This is a genomic window from Gimesia benthica, from assembly GCF_009720525.1.
Lineage (GTDB): Bacteria > Planctomycetota > Planctomycetia > Planctomycetales > Planctomycetaceae > Gimesia > Gimesia benthica.
Genome location: NZ_CP043930.1, coordinates 596,495 through 614,978 on the forward strand (window position 1 = coordinate 596,495; position 18,484 = coordinate 614,978).

General features: G+C 51.5%; 14 protein-coding genes. 6 read left to right on the plus strand and 8 right to left on the minus strand.

The window, feature by feature from the left end:
- Positions 1-253 precede the first annotated feature (253 nt).
- Together ftsH and F1728_RS02460 are read left to right on the plus strand one after the other, a co-directional pair.
- A complete protein-coding gene (ftsH, locus tag F1728_RS02455) occupies positions 254-2,248 on the plus strand; it encodes an ATP-dependent zinc metalloprotease FtsH (RefSeq protein ID WP_155362751.1) in 1,995 nt (664 codons plus the stop codon).
- A gap of 66 nt (positions 2,249-2,314) precedes the next feature.
- On the plus strand, positions 2,315-3,568 hold the full coding sequence (locus F1728_RS02460) for a DEAD/DEAH box helicase (protein ID WP_145183849.1): 1,254 nt from the start codon (positions 2,315-2,317) through the stop codon (positions 3,566-3,568).
- A gap of 6 nt (positions 3,569-3,574) precedes the next feature.
- Here F1728_RS02460 and F1728_RS02465 read toward each other — a convergent pair whose 3' ends face one another.
- From F1728_RS02465 to F1728_RS02480, 4 genes are all read right to left on the minus strand, one after another.
- Complete coding sequence (locus tag F1728_RS02465; protein ID WP_155362752.1) at positions 3,575-4,453, minus strand: alpha/beta fold hydrolase; 879 nt, start codon at positions 4,451-4,453, stop codon at positions 3,575-3,577.
- A 70-nt stretch (positions 4,454-4,523) separates the two neighbouring features.
- The gene (bioF, locus tag F1728_RS02470; RefSeq protein WP_155362753.1) at positions 4,524-5,714 is read right to left on the minus strand and encodes an 8-amino-7-oxononanoate synthase; all 1,191 of its coding nucleotides are present in this window, start codon (positions 5,712-5,714) and stop codon (positions 4,524-4,526) included.
- A gap of 39 nt (positions 5,715-5,753) precedes the next feature.
- The gene (locus tag F1728_RS02475; RefSeq protein WP_155362754.1) at positions 5,754-6,893 is read right to left on the minus strand and encodes a M24 family metallopeptidase; all 1,140 of its coding nucleotides are present in this window, start codon (positions 6,891-6,893) and stop codon (positions 5,754-5,756) included.
- Positions 6,894-6,947: 54 nt separating this feature from the next.
- Complete coding sequence (locus F1728_RS02480) at positions 6,948-8,000, minus strand: FAD-dependent oxidoreductase (RefSeq protein ID WP_194242652.1); 1,053 nt, start codon at positions 7,998-8,000, stop codon at positions 6,948-6,950.
- 640 nt (positions 8,001-8,640) lie between these two features.
- On the opposite strand from F1728_RS02480, the gene panB reads away from it, so the two are divergent.
- Positions 8,641-9,456, plus strand: coding sequence for a 3-methyl-2-oxobutanoate hydroxymethyltransferase (gene panB / locus F1728_RS02485; protein ID WP_155362756.1), 816 nt, complete (start codon positions 8,641-8,643; stop codon positions 9,454-9,456).
- Between the two features lie 15 nt (positions 9,457-9,471).
- Here panB and F1728_RS02490 read toward each other — a convergent pair whose 3' ends face one another.
- The 3 genes from F1728_RS02490 to F1728_RS31175 form a co-directional block, all read right to left on the minus strand.
- Entirely contained in the window at positions 9,472-10,233 is a 762-nt protein-coding gene (locus tag F1728_RS02490) for a polyprenol monophosphomannose synthase (protein ID WP_155362757.1), read from the minus strand.
- Between the two features lie 33 nt (positions 10,234-10,266).
- Positions 10,267-11,637, minus strand: a complete 1,371-nt coding sequence (locus F1728_RS02495) for a hypothetical protein (protein ID WP_155362758.1) — start codon at positions 11,635-11,637, stop codon at positions 10,267-10,269.
- A gap of 1,319 nt (positions 11,638-12,956) precedes the next feature.
- Positions 12,957-13,178 carry a hypothetical protein gene (locus tag F1728_RS31175; protein ID WP_187782284.1) on the minus strand — a complete coding sequence of 74 codons (222 nt, stop codon included), beginning with the start codon at positions 13,176-13,178 and terminating at the stop codon, positions 12,957-12,959.
- Between the two features lie 85 nt (positions 13,179-13,263).
- Here F1728_RS31175 and F1728_RS02500 point away from each other — a divergent pair, with 85 nt between their 5' ends.
- From F1728_RS02500 to F1728_RS02510, 3 genes are all read left to right on the plus strand, one after another.
- Positions 13,264-13,704, plus strand: coding sequence for a HEAT repeat domain-containing protein (locus tag F1728_RS02500; RefSeq protein ID WP_232102274.1), 441 nt, complete (start codon positions 13,264-13,266; stop codon positions 13,702-13,704).
- A 468-nt stretch (positions 13,705-14,172) separates the two neighbouring features.
- Positions 14,173-14,691, plus strand: coding sequence for a QcrA and Rieske domain-containing protein (locus F1728_RS02505; RefSeq protein ID WP_145183825.1), 519 nt, complete (start codon positions 14,173-14,175; stop codon positions 14,689-14,691).
- Positions 14,692-14,768: 77 nt separating this feature from the next.
- Positions 14,769-16,766 carry a cytochrome b N-terminal domain-containing protein gene (locus tag F1728_RS02510; RefSeq protein WP_145440428.1) on the plus strand — a complete coding sequence of 666 codons (1,998 nt, stop codon included), beginning with the start codon at positions 14,769-14,771 and terminating at the stop codon, positions 16,764-16,766.
- A gap of 20 nt (positions 16,767-16,786) precedes the next feature.
- Here F1728_RS02510 and F1728_RS02515 read toward each other — a convergent pair whose 3' ends face one another.
- Positions 16,787-18,427, minus strand: coding sequence for a S41 family peptidase (locus F1728_RS02515; protein WP_155362759.1), 1,641 nt, complete (start codon positions 18,425-18,427; stop codon positions 16,787-16,789).
- Positions 18,428-18,484 lie beyond the last annotated feature (57 nt).

Sequence of the window (18,484 nt, forward strand, 5' to 3'; positions counted from 1 at the left end):
CTGCACTTATTTTCACAACGGCTTGCCCGTTCCTTTCTAAAATCAGGTCTGCCACCATTGCCTGCGGGGCGGATTTTCCCATAGAATCAGCAAATAATATTTAATCTGGCAATGATACACATGTCTCCCCGCTCTTCGCAGGAAGAATTACCTGGTCGAACACGGATGTCTAACCAGAAGACAATGACACACCAGGATGATCCCAGCCATCAGCAACCAGTAAGAAGATCTTAAGCAACGAACGGAACAGCATATGGCCTCTCCGCAGGAGAATCCCCAACGAACTCCTCCTCCCGGCAAAGATCCCCAAAAGCCATCCAGCAAAGAAACTCAAGGTGCCCCATCAACCGGCCCCTGGCTGATTATCCTGCTGATTCTGGTCATTGGCAGTCTGATGATGATGAAATCTTCTCCGGAGAATACCGGTTCGAAGGTCGATTACAGCTTTTTCATCGATGAACTCAAAAGAGGCAACGTGGATTCCGTCGAGTTCCACGGAGATATACTGACCGGTAAATGGAAAGTCCGTCCGAAAAATCCGGGTGATAAAGAAAAGAAGGGAGAAAAGCTTGCGGAAGAGTTTAATACCGTGCTCCCCTCTCACCCGGTTGAAGATCGTGACCTGGTTCCCGAGCTGATCAAACAGAATGTAACCTTCAAAGCCGAGAGCACCAGTGTCGGCATCGGTACGTATATTTTACCCTGGCTGATTGGTCCCTTGCTGATCATCGGCTTCTTCTGGTTTATGCTCCGACGGTCGGCCGATCCCATGGGATCGGGAATGCTTGGTAATTTCACCAAGAGCCCGGCCAAACGATTCCGACCTTCCGAAGAACAGACCACCTTCGACGACGTCGCAGCGATGGAACAGGCGAAGGCGGAACTGCAGGAAGTGGTTGAATTCCTGAAAACTCCGGCCAAATTTCAGCGTCTCGGTGCTCAGATCCCCAAAGGGGTGCTTTTGATGGGCTCGCCAGGGACCGGAAAAACTCTGCTGGCTCGCGCCACCGCAGGGGAAGCCGGTGTTCCCTTTTATTCGATTAACGGTTCGGAATTTATCCAGATGTTTGTTGGCGTCGGTGCCAGCCGGGTGCGTGACCTGTTCCGCAACGCCAAGGAAAATGCCCCCTGTATCATCTTCGTCGATGAAATCGATGCCGTTGGTCGAATTCGTGGTGCCGGACTGGGCGGGGGACATGATGAACGCGAACAGACCCTCAACCAGATGCTCAGTGAAATGGATGGTTTTCAACAGAATGAAGCCGTCATTGTAATCGCGGCAACCAACCGTCCCGATGTTCTGGACCCGGCATTGCTGCGTCCCGGGCGATTCGACCGGCATATCACAGTTGACCGTCCTACGAAAGAGGGCCGGGCCGCGATTCTGAAAGTACATTCGCGGAAAATCCCCCTCTCGGATGATGTCGATCTGGAAAAGATCGCTGCAGGAACAATTGGCTTTTCGGGAGCTGATTTGAAGAACCTGGTAAATGAAGCTGCCCTGTCCGCGACACGGCTCAATAAAGATCAGGTTGACAAAGAAGATTTTGACAATGCACGGGATCGTGTTTTAATGGGACCACCTCGCGAAGAGATTCTCAGTGAAAAAGAGCGGGAAATGACCGCTTACCACGAAGCAGGCCACGCGTTATTAGCCTGGTTGCTTCCGGAGATCGATCCAGTGCATAAAGTGACCGTCATTCCTCGCGGCAGAGCGTTGGGCGTGACACAACTGCTGCCTGATGAAGAGCGTTATAACATGGGTGAGAAACAACTCCACTCGCAGTTAGCCTTCATGTTGGGTGGTCGTGCTGCAGAAGGGCTGGTGTTTGGTGAGCATACAGCCGGAGCAGCTGACGACATCAAGCGTGCCACACAGATCACACGTAAAATGGTCGGACAGTGGGGCATGAGTGGTGTAATTGGACCTGTGGCGTTTCGCCACTCAGACGAAAACCCGTTCCTGGGTAAAGAGATGAAATCTCAAGGCGAGTGCAGTGAAGAAACCGCACACGTCATTGACCAGGAAATGCAGCGGTTCTTAAACGCTGCTGAAGAACGGGCAGTGAAAATTTTAACAGAAAACAGGGAGAAACTTGACCTGCTGGCAAAAGCACTCGTAGAACAAGAGGCCATTGACAGTAATGACATCAAGCGTCTGATCGGAGTTTCGGTTCGGGAACAAGCGAACCTGGATAACGCGAAGCAGGCTGGTACTGATACAGAAAATGAACAGCCACCAGAATAATGCTCCGGCACAGGATGCCTCAGCGCAGAGCGAGATTTCTCCTGCCTCAGCAGGAATTTACAGGAAATGAATCAGAAGAAGAAAAAGAAAAAAAAGACCACAACCGCCAGTTTTGATCAGTTAGGACTCAATGACAAAATATTAAAAAACCTGAGCAAAGCAGGTTATGAAAAACCAAGCCCCATTCAGGCTGAGTTGATTCCGATCGCTGTCACCGGCAAAGACTGTATCGGCCAGGCACGTACGGGAACCGGTAAAACTGCGGCGTTCTCGTTGCCTGTTCTGCAGCAGATTGACCTCAGACGCCCAGGAATCCAAGCCCTGATCCTTGCTCCGACCCGCGAGTTGAGCGAACAGGTCGCTGTGGAAATCCGTAAACTCTGTCCTTCGAAGTCACTCAGTCTGGCCGTCCTTGTGGGAGGCAAGCCTGTTCGCCCCCAGGAAAACCAGTTAAAGAAAGGTGCCCAGATCGCCGTTGGTACCCCTGGACGAGTCATCGACCATATCAACCGTGGTAATCTGAAGCTAAACACCCTTCGCTTTGCAGTTCTGGATGAAGCAGACCGGATGCTGGACATCGGCTTCCGACCAGACATTGAGAAGATTCTCCGCAAGTGTCCCAAAGAACGTCAGACTTTGTTGCTCTCAGCAACACTGCCACCGCCTGTCGAGCGGTTGGCACAACGCTATATGAATGAGCCCGTGATGATCGATCTGTCCGAAAACAAAGTCAGCGTCGATGCCATCGATCAGTATTACATCACTGTCGATCCAGATCGAAAAATCAAACTACTCTCACGACTCTTGTTCCAGGAACGCCCGAAACAGACCATCGTCTTCACCAGAACAAAACGGGGAGCCGACAAGCTGGATCGGATCTTCTCGAAAAAACTGAAGGACGTTGCCGCCATTCACGGGGACCTGCCTCAACCCAAACGGGACCGGGTACTGAAAAAATTCCGTGAAGGAAAAATCCGTCTGCTGATCGCCACTGATGTGATGGGACGAGGGATTGATGTCAGTGGGATTTCACACATCATCAATTTTGATATTCCTGAATTCAGTGATGACTATGTGCACCGTATTGGACGAGTTGGAAGACTCTCATCAGATCTGAAGGGGGCCGCATTCACCTTCGTCGCCCCCGATGAAGGTGATCAGTTAACCAATATTGAGAACCGGATTAACCACATGATTCAGGAATTCCGGGTGGATAAATTTGAAGCCTACCGCCCCAAAAAACCACGCAAGGAACTGGAACAGATTTCTCACCTGGGGAACACAGAGCACCTGATCAATCCTGAGTTCGGTGATTTTTAAGCCGCGTCAAACCAGTTGCTGGAGAAACTGCTCAATGCGGGGCAGCATGATTTCATGTGCGTCTTCAAAGACGTAATGCCCCGCGTCTGGAATTCGCAGCGTCTCTGCCTGCGGGAACCGACGCTCGAATTCATCGAGAAAATTCGTGGTAAAGCACCAGTCCTTTTCTCCCCAGATCAACAGCATCGGCTTATCTTTGAACTGCGCTAGCCCATCCTCTACATGCTTCAATGTCTCATAACTGGGGTGTGAAGGCTTCAAAGGAATATCCTGCACGAAACGGTGCACAGCAACTCGATTCTGCCAATTGTCGTACGGCCCCAAAAAACCGGCTTTGATATTCCCGGTCAGCCGCTCATGTTTCTCCACGGCCATCCGAATCGCAGCCCCGGAAAAGAGATTGAGACCCCGGACGCACCAGGCACCCAAAACAGGGATTCTGCAGACTGCAATTCGCAGGGGAATTTCCTGTGAGCGAAAGGCGGCTGTGTTCATCAGGACGAACTTTCCGAACCGCTCAGGAAGATCGACCGCAGCCCCCATTCCGATGGCGCCGCCCCAGTCATGGGCAAACAATGTGATGTTCTTGAGATCCAGTGCCGTGATAAGGGTTTGCAGATTCGCGATGTGAGTCGCAAGAGTATAGGAATAATCCTGGGGCTTATCTGAGAGTCCACATCCCATGTGATCGACGGCAATCACACGATAAGAGCGGGAGAGCTGCTTCACCAGCCGCCGCCAGGCGAAGCTCCAGGTAGGATTTCCGTGCACCATCAGCAGAGGCTCTCCCTGGCCTTCATCCAGATAGTGATATTGATGACCGTCAATCTTCAGCCAGTGCGAAGCAAACGGATATTCTTCTTGGATCTGTTCACGAAAATTCATGTGGGTTTCTTCAATCGTAGTCTCTGACAGCATTTCTAGCGATGGCTCTCTATTACTGGTTTTGCATACCTTATCGGGATTCCCCGTTTCTGGCGAGTGAACCATCCAGTGCTTTTAAAAACCGCTCCAGATCTTCCCTCTGATGGGCACAGGTCAGCGAAATTCGTAATCGGGAAGTCCCCTGAGGAACAGTCGGGGGCCTGATCGCTCCCACCAGAAAACCATCTGACTGCAGATCCCTTGCCACCTGCATCGTTAAGGCAGGATCGGACAGGATCACAGGGATAATTGGCCCAGTGGAGGCGGGTACCGTCAGTCGAGAGCGTTCCTTCAGGCCTAACCTCAGATAGCGGGACAGCTCATGCAGTCGGGCGCGTCGCACCGATTCTGTCTGGATGATTTCCAGTGCAGCACAGGCAGCAGCACAGATAGACGGGGGCAGGGCAGTGGAGTAAATCTGGGTTCGCACGCGGTTCCAAAGCCAGTTTATCAAAGCTTCAGAACCAGAAACGAAGCCTCCCAGGCAGCCCACAGCTTTACTGAGTGTACCAATCCGAATGGTCACTCGGTCTTCAACCCCCAGTTCTTCAGCCAGACCGCGCCCATTACCTCCGTACACGCCGGTGCCGTGTGCCTCATCAACGATCAGGCTGGCCCCAAATTCCTCTGCCAGATCACAGAGATCACGCAAAGGGGCGGAAAGGCCGTCCATACTGAATACGGAATCGGTAACAATAAACTTCCTGCCTGCATCGGTGTGTTTCGCGAGCTCGCGTTTCAGTTTCTCCAGTTGATCATGTCGAAAGACACGAAACCGGGCTCCCGAAAGTCGGCAACCGTCAATCAGGCTGGCATGATTTAACCGGTCACAGAAAATGGTATCTGCTTCCTGAGCGACCGCCGAAATCACCCCCAGGTTGGCAGCATAGCCACTCGGAAATAATAGAGCCGCCTCAGCCCCTTCAAATTTTGCCAGTTGCTCTTCCAGACGAGCATGCCAGATGGTTCGACCACTCACCAGGGCACTGGCGCGAGCCCCTACTCCCAACTCAGACAGTGCGACAGAAGCTGCAGAGACCAGTCGTGGATCCTGTGCCAGATCGAGATAGTCGTTACTCGACAGATTGACCAGAGTCTGGCCATCAAGGAGACAACGTCCACCTGCAAGAGGCTGAAATATTCTGCGCGAACGAAACAGCCCCGCCTCACGGATCTGCCGGAGATCAGTTTCCATCCATTCCGGGAGTTCTGAGGACGCCATAAATTCGTCTACCTGACGGGAAGAACTACGAGAGTCCGACTACCTGAGTGCAATTACATGATTGCTGAGCCGTTCAAATCCATTTTCCGTGATCAAGTAATTATGCTCAATCCGCATGCCACCGATACCTTCCACATAGACACCAGGCTCCAGAGTCACCACGTCACCTGCCAAAAGAGTATCGATGCTCTCCGGCACGAGAATCGGTGCTTCCGGATGTCCCAGCCCGAGGCCATGACCGGCGTGATGCTGGAAGTTTTCCTTATATCCAGCATCCCAGATTGGGGCTGCTGTTGCGGCATGCACATCAGCACATTTGGTTCCCGCTTTGAGAGTCGACTCCCCACCCTGCATAGCAGCCTGGCAGAGACCAAACAGTTTTTCCTGCTCCGCACTCGGTTCGCCAACCGCAATCGTATTGGTAAAATCGCTACGGTATCCGTGAATCACGACCGAATAATCGAGAACGAACAGATCACCGTTGTCCAGAACATGACCGGAAGGTAGTCCGCCTGCCTTGGGGACCTGAGGCGTTGAAGCCCGGAAGTCACCATAAATAATCACTGGCAGACCTGCGGCCTGCAGCACCGCCGCTTGCACTTTACGAAAGACATCAAACTCACTCTTACCAGCCTCGACAATTTCTCGGGCACAGGCGTGACCTGCGTCACAGGCTTGCATGCACTGTTTCAGCAATGCGATTTCGTCATCGTGCTTCTGACGACGCAAGTGACGCAGCACGCTACCCAACTCAAGTGTCGCATCGGTCTGAGTGATTTCCAGTTCCTGCAGCGCCCCTACCGGCAACCATTCAGCTTCGATGGCACCGGGACGTCCATTTAATTGCGGGACAACTGACGCAAGTGCTTTAAACAGGGCGTGATCTCGATTTTCGACCGAATGTTTGTGGTCGTACCAGGTTTCAACGGCCTCGCGATCTACATAAAACTCGGCAGCAGCAGATCGGAGTGTAAAATTATCTCCGATCAGGGTTACGCCTTTTTCCCGATCCAGCAGTAACAGAGCCCGTTCGCCCCGAGAGAAACTGCAGGGTTGCACCAGAAAATTCGAGAGGTACAAGACGTGACGCGGGTCTGCAATCAGAATCCATTCCAGATGATCGGGAACTGCATCCCACAATCGTTTCTGTCGCGCCTGACATCCTTCTTTTGTCAACATAACGATATAGCCCTTCAGACAGATTAGTTTTCAGCGATTTTTCAGATCTACTTCTTATTCGTAACCGTTGGCAACCAGCCAGCGTTCCGCATCCAGGGCTGCCATACACCCACTACCAGCCGCGGTGATTGCCTGCTTGTAGTTGTCATCGGCCACATCACCGGCAGCGAACACTCCATCCACATTTGTATTCGTGCGGAAGGGAACCTGCCACTGGATAAAACCTTTGTCGTTCAGGTCGATCTGACCTTTCAGAAAATTGACATTCGGCGTGTGCCCGATGGCAGCGAAGTAGCCGGTGGCTTCCAGTTCTTCGGTCTGGCTTTCATCGACGGTGCTGCGAATCCGCACACCGGTCACGCCCTGTTCGTCGTTCCCCAGAACTTCATCGATGACCGAGTTCCATTTGACTTCGATCTTTTCATTCGCGAGTGCCCGGTCTGCCATGATCTTACTGGCCCGGAATTCATCACGACGATGCACGATGTAAACTTTGGAGGCAAACTTGGTCAGGTAGGAGGCTTCTTCCATCGCGCTGTCACCACCGCCAACCACCACCAGGGGATGATTGCGGAAGCGGGGCATCGCTCCATCGCAGACCGCACAGGCGGAAACGCCCATGTTCTTAAAACGATTCTCTGAGTCCAGCCCCAGATAATTAGCCCGGGCACCTGTTGCGATAATTACCGCCAGGGCTTCTACGGGTTCTCCATTTGACGGGGTCACCTTATAGGGATGTGATGAGAAATCGATGTCGACCACATCATCAGTGACGACCTTGGTGCCAAAGTTTTTGGCTTGTTGCCGCATCAGTTCCATCAGTTCCGGACCACTCACTCCATGACCAGTGTGAGGAGCCATATATTTGCGTTTGGATTCCTCAATGGAATCATTCAGGTACGACTCCAGATTACCCGCAGGAAACCCGGGATAATTCTCGACTTCGGTTGTTAATGCCAACTGACCGAGGGGAAGTGTTCCCTGCAAACGGTTTTCTTCAGTCACTGCTCCTTCAAAGCACAATGGCTCGAGATTGGCACGAGATGTATAAATGCAGGCTGCCCAGGCAGCGGGCCCTGATCCGATCACGACAACTTTTTCTGGCACGATTGATATCCTCCTGAGATGCATTCTTCCTGACTGAAGAGTTTGAAACAAACTTTCAGTACATGAATCTGCCAGTGGAATGGGGTTGGTAAATACAGCCAGCATACGAACCTGGCGTGTGTCACAATCCTACTGAAGTTGGGGCAGGAATTCCAGAAGCCGGGAGGACAGGATTAAGTGCTCAGACGGAAAAGAGGAAACAAAAAAAGGTGCTCCAAAACACCGAAGTGAATGGAGCACCTTTTCTGTGCTGAATGGAGCAAGTGCGGGCCAACGCTTGCCACCATCGCTGCCATAGGTATATTGCACAAGCTGTACCACTCAATATTTTTTCCTCATTTTTATCTCTAAGAGCCTGTTATATAGTCTTTTAGAGTTTTAAATAATTTTTAGCCGTTTGGGAGCCACTCTTGAACCCGTTGCATAATGCAACAATAGTTGCAAAATAAGACAGTGCAAAATGCAACACACGCTACAGCGGAGCACTTTTCTAAGTTTTGGCGATCAGAGTCTTGCTATTCCGGAGCTGGTTTTCATATTGTGAACCACAAACTGGCCTGATCGGTCTAGAATCATATAAATAAATGACTTATCTCCTGGCCTGGTTGCCAGGGCTGCTACATGTTTTAAGGAGAGTTCCGTGTCGAATGCGTCGCCTGCACGGCCGAAAAAGTTTACCGTCCCCCGCTTCATCGCCGCCAAACAGAAACAGCAGAAAATTACGATGCTGACAGCCTACGATTATCTGTCCGCAAAAATTCTGGATGAAGCAGGATTAGACTGCCTCCTGGTAGGAGACACTTTAGGAATGGTCGTGCAGGGCAAGAGCACAACACTGCCCGTGACCGTCGAGCAGATGATCTATCATGGTGAAATGGTGGTCCGGGCCGTTCAGAGGGCAATGGTGATCGTCGATATGCCTTTCATGTCGTTCCACGTTTCTCCCGCTCAGGCATTGGAGAATGCCGGCCGGATTCTTAAAGAGACCGGTGCAGACGCCGTCAAACTTGAAGGCGGCGTGAACCAAGCGAAAACGATTGAAGCGATTGCCGCCGCCGATATCCCTGTGATGGCCCACCTGGGGCTGAAACCTCAATCAGTACGTGCCCTGGGAGGTATGGGGAAAATTCAACGGGACGAAGACCAGTTGATTGCCGATGCCCTGGCAGCAGAAAGAGCAGGAGCGTTTGGGATTCTACTCGAAATGATTACGGCTCCCATTGCCAAACGCATCACAGAAACCGTCACAGTGCCCACTATCGGTATCGGGTCTGGAGCAGGTTGCGACGGACAGGTGCTTGTCACTCCGGATATGCTGGGCATGAATGCCGAATTTCACCCGCGATTCCTCAAAAAATACGCGGATCTGGCAACAGATATCACTACAGCAGTGCAGGCCTATGCCAGTGAAGTTCGGGAAGGCACCTTCCCGGATGAATCACACAGCCATACCTGATATCTTTTAATCCATTTATTTGGCGGATTCAACGGGTAAAACTTTTACCCGCTTTCCCAGAAGATTGTCGATCCCCAGCACGAACATGACCCAGAGAGCTGAAAAAGCCTCTTTCATGTTGATTTTGGAACTGCCATACCGACGCTCTTCGAAGGTGAAGGGAACCTCCTGAAAGGTACAGCCAACCCTGCGGCAGCGGTAAAGAATTTCTTCCTGAAATGCATATCCTTTAGCACGCAGCAGTTTAAAATCGATTTCAGCCAGTTTCGGAACACGGTAACAGCGAAAACTGCCGCTGCAGTCACGTGATTTCAAGCGTAGCAGCAGTCGAGCATACCAGTTGATCGCACCACTCATGAAATAACGCTTCGGCCCCCAGCCCTCAATTTTTCCGCCGGGCACATACCTAGAGCCGATCGCCACATCTGCCTGTTCGGTTGCAGCCACGAGATCAGGCATAAATCGAGGAGGATGGCTGAAGTCGGCATCGAGATTCAACACCAGATCATAGTGGTTTTCAATTGCATACTGAAAACCGGCAATCGTAGCAGTTCCCAGGCCCAGTTTGCCGCTGCGGTGTATCGAATGAATTCGCGAATCCGTCTTTTTGAGCGATTTGACATAATCGCCTGTTCCATCCGGCGAGTTGTCATCGATCACCAGAATGGCAGCATAGGGGAGATGATGATGAATCTCCGGAATCAGCTGTTCCAGATTTTCCTTCTCATTGTAAGTACATAATGTCACCAGCAGGCGCGGAGTAGCAGATTCATTCATCGGTTTCAGTAGCCCAGCATTCAAGCAGTCAAATCATTTGGGGGGAATCAGCAACGGTGTTTGTTGACTTGTAGCAGGCTCAGGAGCAGGAATCAACGGCGCCCCCGGTGTATCTTCTGCCTGGGGAAGGGGAGGTAACCCAAGATTGTTGATCTCAGGAAGCGGTTTGGGGGCAGTTGTTTTGTTTTCAGACTCTTTACGAGTGGGTTGCTGCTTCACAGCCGGAGGTGGTGGTAGCGTGCCTGAGATAGGAGCCGAACGCATTGGTCCCAGAGGTTGAATTTGGGGTTGAGGCTCAGATTTCTTCGATTCAAATGCCGGGGGACGCGTAATTGCCGGATTGACGACGTGACCACCGGAAGCTTGATTCTTCTGCGGGACCACCTGCTGAACCTTGGGATCCAGAAAAGCGAGGAAGTGATCCCCCCGTCCAGCCAGTCGGGCTGCAGTCTCAAAAACATCATGTGCCTGTTCGGCCCGACCATTGAAATGCAATACGACGCCAAATACGAATAAGCGTTCCGGATCGCGAATATCTTCCTTTACCCAGTCCGCTACCTGGTGGACCAGGGAATCTCTGGCAATCGCATTGTCGGGACCAAACAGTTCACTCAAGCTTTCTCCCGTCACAGGCCAGGAGGGATCCAGAGCCAGCCCCTGCTTAAATTCATAGGCTGCTCGATCATACTGTTTCAGTGCCACCAGAGCATAACCCTTCTTGAAATGCGGAGTGGCCAGATCTTTTGCCAATGAGGCTGCAAATTTGTAGCGTTCGTAGGCTCTACGGTAATCCAGCTTCTGGAAGTACTCATCTCCCTTTACCTGATTTCGGAGGCTCAGTTCTCGCGCATGCCGTGTGGAAGGGACGATGTATTTTTGAATCTTGCGTGAGGGCTCTGGTAAATAGTTCGGATCATTCCACCGCTGAAGATCCTGCTTAACAGCGTTATTGAGTGGCTGATTACTGACAGTTCCCGGATTGGTTAATGGCAGCGTCCCCGGAACATTACTGTAGGGATAGACCGTCGGCGGTGAAAATCCCTGACCGGGCAGGATCGGATACATACCGTTTAAGGAGTACCCATTGGAAAACAGCACAGGATTGCCAGCTACAAATGCATCAGTGCTGTAGTAACCGAAGCGGTTGTAAAAGTAAGGTCCCCAAGGATTTCCATAGTAAGTATTCCCGGGAAAAGCGAAATTGAAATAGACGCTACCATTATTCCCGCTGACCGACCAGCCGGGGCTGGCCCAGTTCCGGCCATAATATCGAGGATAAGAATGGCTATGGCCGTGATGAGAATGATGATGCCCGTGCGCACCATGGTGTCGATTTTGCGCCCAGCCAGGAATGGCAAAACCTGAAAGCAGACAGGCCGCGCTCAATATGAGAAAGTATCGCATTCATTCTCTCCTGTGGCCCAGAAATAGCGAGATGCATTCATTATGGTCCCCCGTTTGCGGAAAAGCAAGAACGGTTCAATCACTATAAACGAAAGCCTCTGACAGAAAACTACCTCTAAAATCAGAACATGAGCCAGGGTCATAACTCATCAATGCGGGAGAATATCTTTTTCACGCACAATTCACACTGTAGAGGCAAACGAATCAGCAGGCAGACTGGAAAAATCAGTTGCGATCGGAGTCATCAGACCTGATCGATAAATTCTCTCACAATCCAGGCAGGCTGGCAAAGTTTTAACGCTGATATTTCGAGGAGCCTCGAGAGTCACCTAATGCAAACCCTTCAATAAAAACAGCTCCCGGGAACAGGTCTCTCCGCACATTAGGCATAGCCGAAACGGTCAACTTCAACTTCTCTTCTAACACACAGCCCTCCCAGTTTGACACTTTATAAGGGTAGTTCAGCCGGATTTCACAGCATAAATCTACCCTAGATTATCCAACCGTTACGACGCACATAATCGTGTGTAAAAATGACGTAACCTTTTTATCTGATAATGACTTGAGACATTCAAGCGGTAATTACAGCACGCCGATAGATTGTACCAGTCGCAATGAGAATTCATATCTGAATGATCAAAACAAACAATTCGGATGTGAATCAGGACGGTGCTGGAGAGCATCGCCCGCAATCGAAATTACTAGAAGTTTATCGTAAGGGTATCTGACCTCGGAACGATGCCCTGAGAATCAAGCCAGCGCGAGTTGACGATTTCAACTTGGACCAATAGCAGTCCCAATAGGAACAAACCAAAATTCGCGCCGTAACCACTGTGATGTGACACAAGAGGCACATCAATCTGTCTATGATGGTCAGAAAACGACCCAAGAAGGAGACGCTGTTCTATGAAATGGATTAGTCTGTTCAGTGCATTTGTTGTGGCATTGGGGATGAATGCCGTTGCACAAGCAGATCTTTTTGACCTTTCGCTTAATTGCGGGGCTGCAAAGAGCTGTGAATGTGCCTCGACCTGTCAACCAGAATGCTGTAAACCCACTATTACCAAACCTTGTGAGCCTAACGTTTATACTTATCAGCGTCAGTGCTCCAACATTAAACCGCCTTGCTGCTGTGAATCTGCTCCAACCTGCTGCAAACCGCTTCGCAAGAAGCTGCGTGGCTGGTTCAAACGGAACTGCTGCAGCACCGATTCCTGCACTCAGGATAACTGCTGTGCACCAGCTCCAAAAGCTTGCTGTGCTCCTGCTCCCAAAGCATGTGCCGCACCAGCCCCTAAGGCTTGCTGTGCTCCTGCTCCTCAAGCATGTGCCGCTCCGGCTCCAAAAGCCTGCTGTGCTCCTGCTCCCAAAGCATGTGCCGCACCGGCTCCACAAGCCTGCTGTGCTCCTGCTCCTAAAGCATGTGCCGCACCGGCTCCTAAGGCTTGCTGTGCTCCAGCTCCCAAAAGCTGCTGCCCCGCTCCTAAGACCTGTGCTGCTCCGGCTGCAGATTCCTGCTGCAACGAACAGCCTTGCTGCAACGCTGATCCTTGCGAAATCGCTGAACTGATCTACCAGTCTCAGACTGCTTGCTACGCTAAACACCGTCGCAAAGCTATCCACAAACTGGGCGACAAGTTCCGCTGTGACTGCAACCCGGAAATCATGTGTGCCTTCATCTACGCTCTGAACGACGCTGACGAACGCGTTCGTGCTAAAGCTGCTGATGAAATCGGTGACCAGCTCCGCAAAAACTGCTGCTGCTGCTCTCCTGAGCTGACAGCTGCTCTGACCTGTGCTCTGGGTGACTGCGACAAGAAAGTTGTTCGCGAAGCTATCCAGGCTCTGGAACTTTGCGGATACGAAGTTGTTGAAGGTTGCTGCGAACAGCCTTGCTGCGACAATGGATGTGCTCCTGCCGGATGTGCTCCTTCTGCAGCTCCTGCTGCTCCTGCTCCAACTTCTGATCCTAAGGCTTACTTCCCAAGCCGTCTGCAGGATCAGCAGAAGCAGACTCGCCGCCTGAGCGGTAACAGCCTGTCAAACCTGTTCGGTCTGATTGACTAGTCTTCAATCAACCGGTCAGCTTGACCGATCTGAAAAACGAAAACGGCTCCTCTGGATTCAGGGGAGCCGTTTTTTTGTGTTTATAACCTGAATTCCTGCATTGAAACCTGGCCTTTCTGGACAGTATAATCCAAAATACAATAATAGATTGCCTTAAAGACCTGAAACAAATAGACTTAATTTATCGTTCGTATTCTGTGACCTGATTTGTTAGGATACTCCTAAGAATCAGGATAACAATCAGAAGTCACGAACTTATGTCGGGCTTGATCGATTGGAAATACCCACCAAACATGCGACTCAAAATACGGGTTGCATCCTGCCAACTATATCCTGCTGAAGACTACTGTCCGAGAGTAAAGAAACTTACCATGACCCTGTAAGTCACTCGTTGTCTGATTCCGGGAGCACTCCGATTCCTCGGACGGCTGATCTGAATCGACGATCCAGATTTGAAGGTTCACACCAATGCGACGTCGTAAATTCCTCAAATACTGCAGCGGTATCCTGGGATCTGTCTACGCCACCATTCTGGCGGTTCCCGCACTGGGCTTCCTGTTTTCGACACTGAAACGGGGCCGAAAGACTGAACAGACTTACCAGCTGTCCCGGCTGGATGATCTGGAACCCGGGGTCCCTCAGCGGTTCACTATTGTCGATCAACGAGTCGATGCCTGGACGAAATACCCTTCCGGCCCAATCGGTTCTGTCTGGATCACCAAGAGTCAAGATGGAAAAGTAACTGCATTCTCTTCGACCTGCCCCCACCTCGGTTGCGTGGTCGACTATGTGCCCGGCGACGAAGAATTCTTTTGTCCCTGCCATGCCGCCACCTTCCAGACAGATGGTGCCGTAGTCAGTGGACCTGCTCCCCGCGGTATGGACGAATTAAAGACCTCGATTGTAAAAGTGCGAGGAGAGCAGTGGGTCGAAGTCGAATTCCAGAAATTTGAAGCAGGAATTTCGGAAAAAGTTTCCATTGGCTGATTCAATGCCCTTAATTTTTCACACCGCGACTTAATCACCTTGACGAATTAATCTGTGTCCCCTGGGGAGAGATTTCCGTGCTGTCAGAAAAAACAAAACAGTGGATCGATGAACGAACCGGATACAAGAATTTCTTTCATGCGATCTTCCTATTAAACTTTCCGACCAAACGACGCTCTCGCTGGCAGTTTATCTGGGGAGGAGCTCTGGTCTTGATGATGCTGGTGGAAATCATCACCGGCGCACTCATGATGACCGTTTACAGTCCCTCTGAAGCCTCGGCCTGGGGAAGTGTGCATTATATGGAAACCCAGGTAGACCTGGGCTGGTTTGTCCGCGGATTACATCACTACACGGCGCATATGATGATTGTCGCGATCATCATCCATATTTTCCTGGTGATTATCTCAGCTGGCTACCGTAAACCGAAAGAGTTCATCTACTGGACCAGCCTGCTGATTGGTGGAGTGATTATCGGACTGACGATTACCGGGAACGCGCTTCCCTGGGACCAGAAAGGGTATTGGTCATATCAGATTGAAACCGGGATCGCCGGCACTATGCCGGTCATCGGTTCCACTTTGCGTTCTCTGGTAGTAGGCGGAAGTGAATTCGGCAATCTGACCCTGACACGGCTCTACACTATTCATGTGATGGCACTGCCTGTCATTGCCATCATGCTGTTCGTATTTCACATGGCGTTGATCCGCCGCGAACGCTTGCGAACCGCTAAAGTCAAAGAAGCAAACGATGATCCTAATGTGGATTTTGAACTGGATGAAGACGATCCAGTCAAAGACGAGATTACGCAACCTTACTGGCCTTACCAGACGACTCGTACCCTGGTTCTGACTCTGATCCTGGTCGGAATCGTGATTCTGCAGATCGTTGCCTATCCCGCATTGAAAAACAAGCATCTGGACGTTGGCATTGGAGACTGGCAAGCAGATCTACCCGCCAGTGAAATTAAGCTCGAGGCTCCAGCAGACAGCGCAATCCCTTATGTGGCACGTCCCGAATGGTTTGTTCGTTTTCTGTTCGAGTTACGGCACATGGTTCCTAAGGAACTTGAGGTGCTTGTCACCGCAGTACTTCCGGGTGTGATCCTGGCGATTCTGGTACTGGTTCCCTTCTATGAAAAAGTCTTTGGTGAGCAATGGGGACAGCGTCTGGCGATCGTGGTTTATGTCGGTGGTCTCCTGATTATTTCCGGTATCAGCTGGTACGGAATCCAGGCAGAACGCAGTGCACCGGATTATGAACTGAATCGTTCACAGGAACTGGCATATGCAGCACGTGCTTCCTGGCTGGCCAGCAAAAATGGGGTGCCGCCAGAAGGACCCGCATCTCTCCTGCGAAATGACCCCAAATCGATGGGACCGATAATCTTTGCCCGGCATTGTGGTATCTGCCATACCTGGAACGGACATGATGGAACCGGTCATAATATCATGGAAATGAAGGATGGCAAAAAAGTCATCGCTACGCCTCGTGCCTCTGATCTGGCTGGCTTCGCAACCACAAAATGGTTAACCGAATTTCTGCTGGATCCACGCTCCCCCAAATTCTTTGGGCACCTGGCTACCGTTAAGGGAGGGGATGCGATTCTGAACGGCGACATGAGCGACTGGGCAGACAGCTATGTCGGACCGGAAGGGATCCTTACGAAAGAGGATGTCGAAGCGGTCGCAGCTCTCGTTGCGCGGGAAGCGAAACGGCGTGATTATGTGAAACCTTCGCAAGAAGTTATTCAGCGAGGTATTTCCGTCTTCAGTGGAGTCGACTTTAAAGATAAGTCAGGAAAAGTCGTCGAGTTCTATGGCTACTGTGCACAGTGTCACGCAATGAAGGCTGGCGATCCCAACGAAGAGGGCGGGGGAGCCGCTCCAGATTTCAACGGATATGGTTCTGAAAAGTGGCTGATTGACTTTATCCGTAAACCGGGAGCCGAGCATTTCTACGGCGAGAAAAACATAATGCCTTCCTTTGAAGAGTCCAAAATCTCAGAGCATGATATTAAACTGCTCGTCAAGTGGATGCGTGGCGAATGGCAGCGTCCGACGGAGGAAAAATAACAGAGATGCTCTCCCGCTTATTATTGCCCGTTGTTTCCTGAGCGGGGAACGAGAACCACATCTGATCTCTCAAGATCGGATGTCTGTTTTCGTAAGTGTTTCAGGGCCGCTGTGAGGACAGGATCAGCGATTCTGATAAACTCCTCGGGGGCAGCCTTCACGGGTACGTCAGGTTGAATGCCAACAGTATCGAAGGGTTTCCCGCTCACATCCCGGGGAATCCAGCGGGGCAGGTTGACGATGATTTCCGCTCCCGCGTCCAGCTGGCGAGGGTTGCCGCTGGAGCCTGCAGTCCGATCTCCCATCGTGGTGACATGCGGACAGGCCGCCAGCATCAACACAAAGGCCTCGGCAGAACTCATCGTTCGCTCTCCCTGCAACACGATTACGGGCCCCCGGTAAAACAAGTTCTGATCGGGTGCGAAGATCCGCTTCTGCAGGGTTCCCAGATCGGTGTGCCTGGGGCCACTGCGATACTGATGCATGGCATACAGTGTCGACTCTTCGGCAAAATACCCTGCCATTTTCCTGGCCAACTGTTCTGCACCACCTCCGTTAGTGCGCAGATCCAGAATCAGGCCACGGGTCCCCTGCATCTGCTTCAAAGCCGCTTCAAACCGATCCGGCAGACTGGGAATAGACAGCGTATCAACGGCGATGTACCCGATCTGGTCCTGAGTCCGTCCCCAGCGCAAACCTTTGATCTGATTCAGCAGTCCAATCAGTATGACCGCAGCCGCAGGACTGGCGTTAAACAGTCGCTTCCGCTGATAACCATTCAGAAAACTTCCAGACACCCTGACGTACACGTGCAGATCTTTTAATTCCGTCAGCATCGCATTCAGCGTTTCTGCCAGATCCTGATTGGTTTTCGTATTCGCTGCCCCAGGCCGGTACTCCTGTTTCAACTGTTGCCAGTCGATCTGCTGTTTGTCTGCAAACAGAGCATACTCACGATCAAAGGCATTCCAGACCTGATCGAAGATCTGCTCCCCCTGTCCCTGTTCCAGTGGCTGGGGCACGGACACTGTCTGTCGATGAAAGGCATCCACGTACCGGGCGGTCTGTTTAGTCGTATCGATGGCATAAAACCGCCGTTCTCTTTCTGCGGTTTCACAGTCGAGCACCACCGATTCCCGGGAGGGCACCATCGGTCTGGCTCCTGCATGCCAGCTGGAACGGAGTTTGTGATTTACAAGTCGGCGAGCCTGTTTGATCAGATCTGCGTCTCCCTGTTTCCCAACCGTATCGGCGGGGAACAGCTCTCCCACGCGGGCGGGATGAAAGCGAAGCCAGATGCTGGTTATATGGTCTCCCTGACCGCCACTCGCATTGAGTATGTCCCCTGGTTGATCCGGATAGACGGCCGCCCAGAGGACATTCGAGCCATTTTTCCCCAGGACGACCTGGGATGGTCCGAGCTTGATCTGAAACTGATTCCTCAGCTGGTACTCGAATGACTCGAGCCGCCAGACGTCCTGCGGACCTGTCTGCCAGTCATAGCTTTGATTCTGTTTTGAGAAATCGAGCGTTGCTGGATACTGTTTTGCCAGGTCGGTGGCACCGACCGGAATGGTCCGCGCTGACACCAGGCTCATTACCAGAACGGAACAGACCAGACGAAACGTCCAACGTCGGCAGGCAGTTACAGAATGCATCATAGTACCTCTTCTCAGACGAGAAAGGATTCCAGTTTGATGAACCAGGTGCCTGCACAG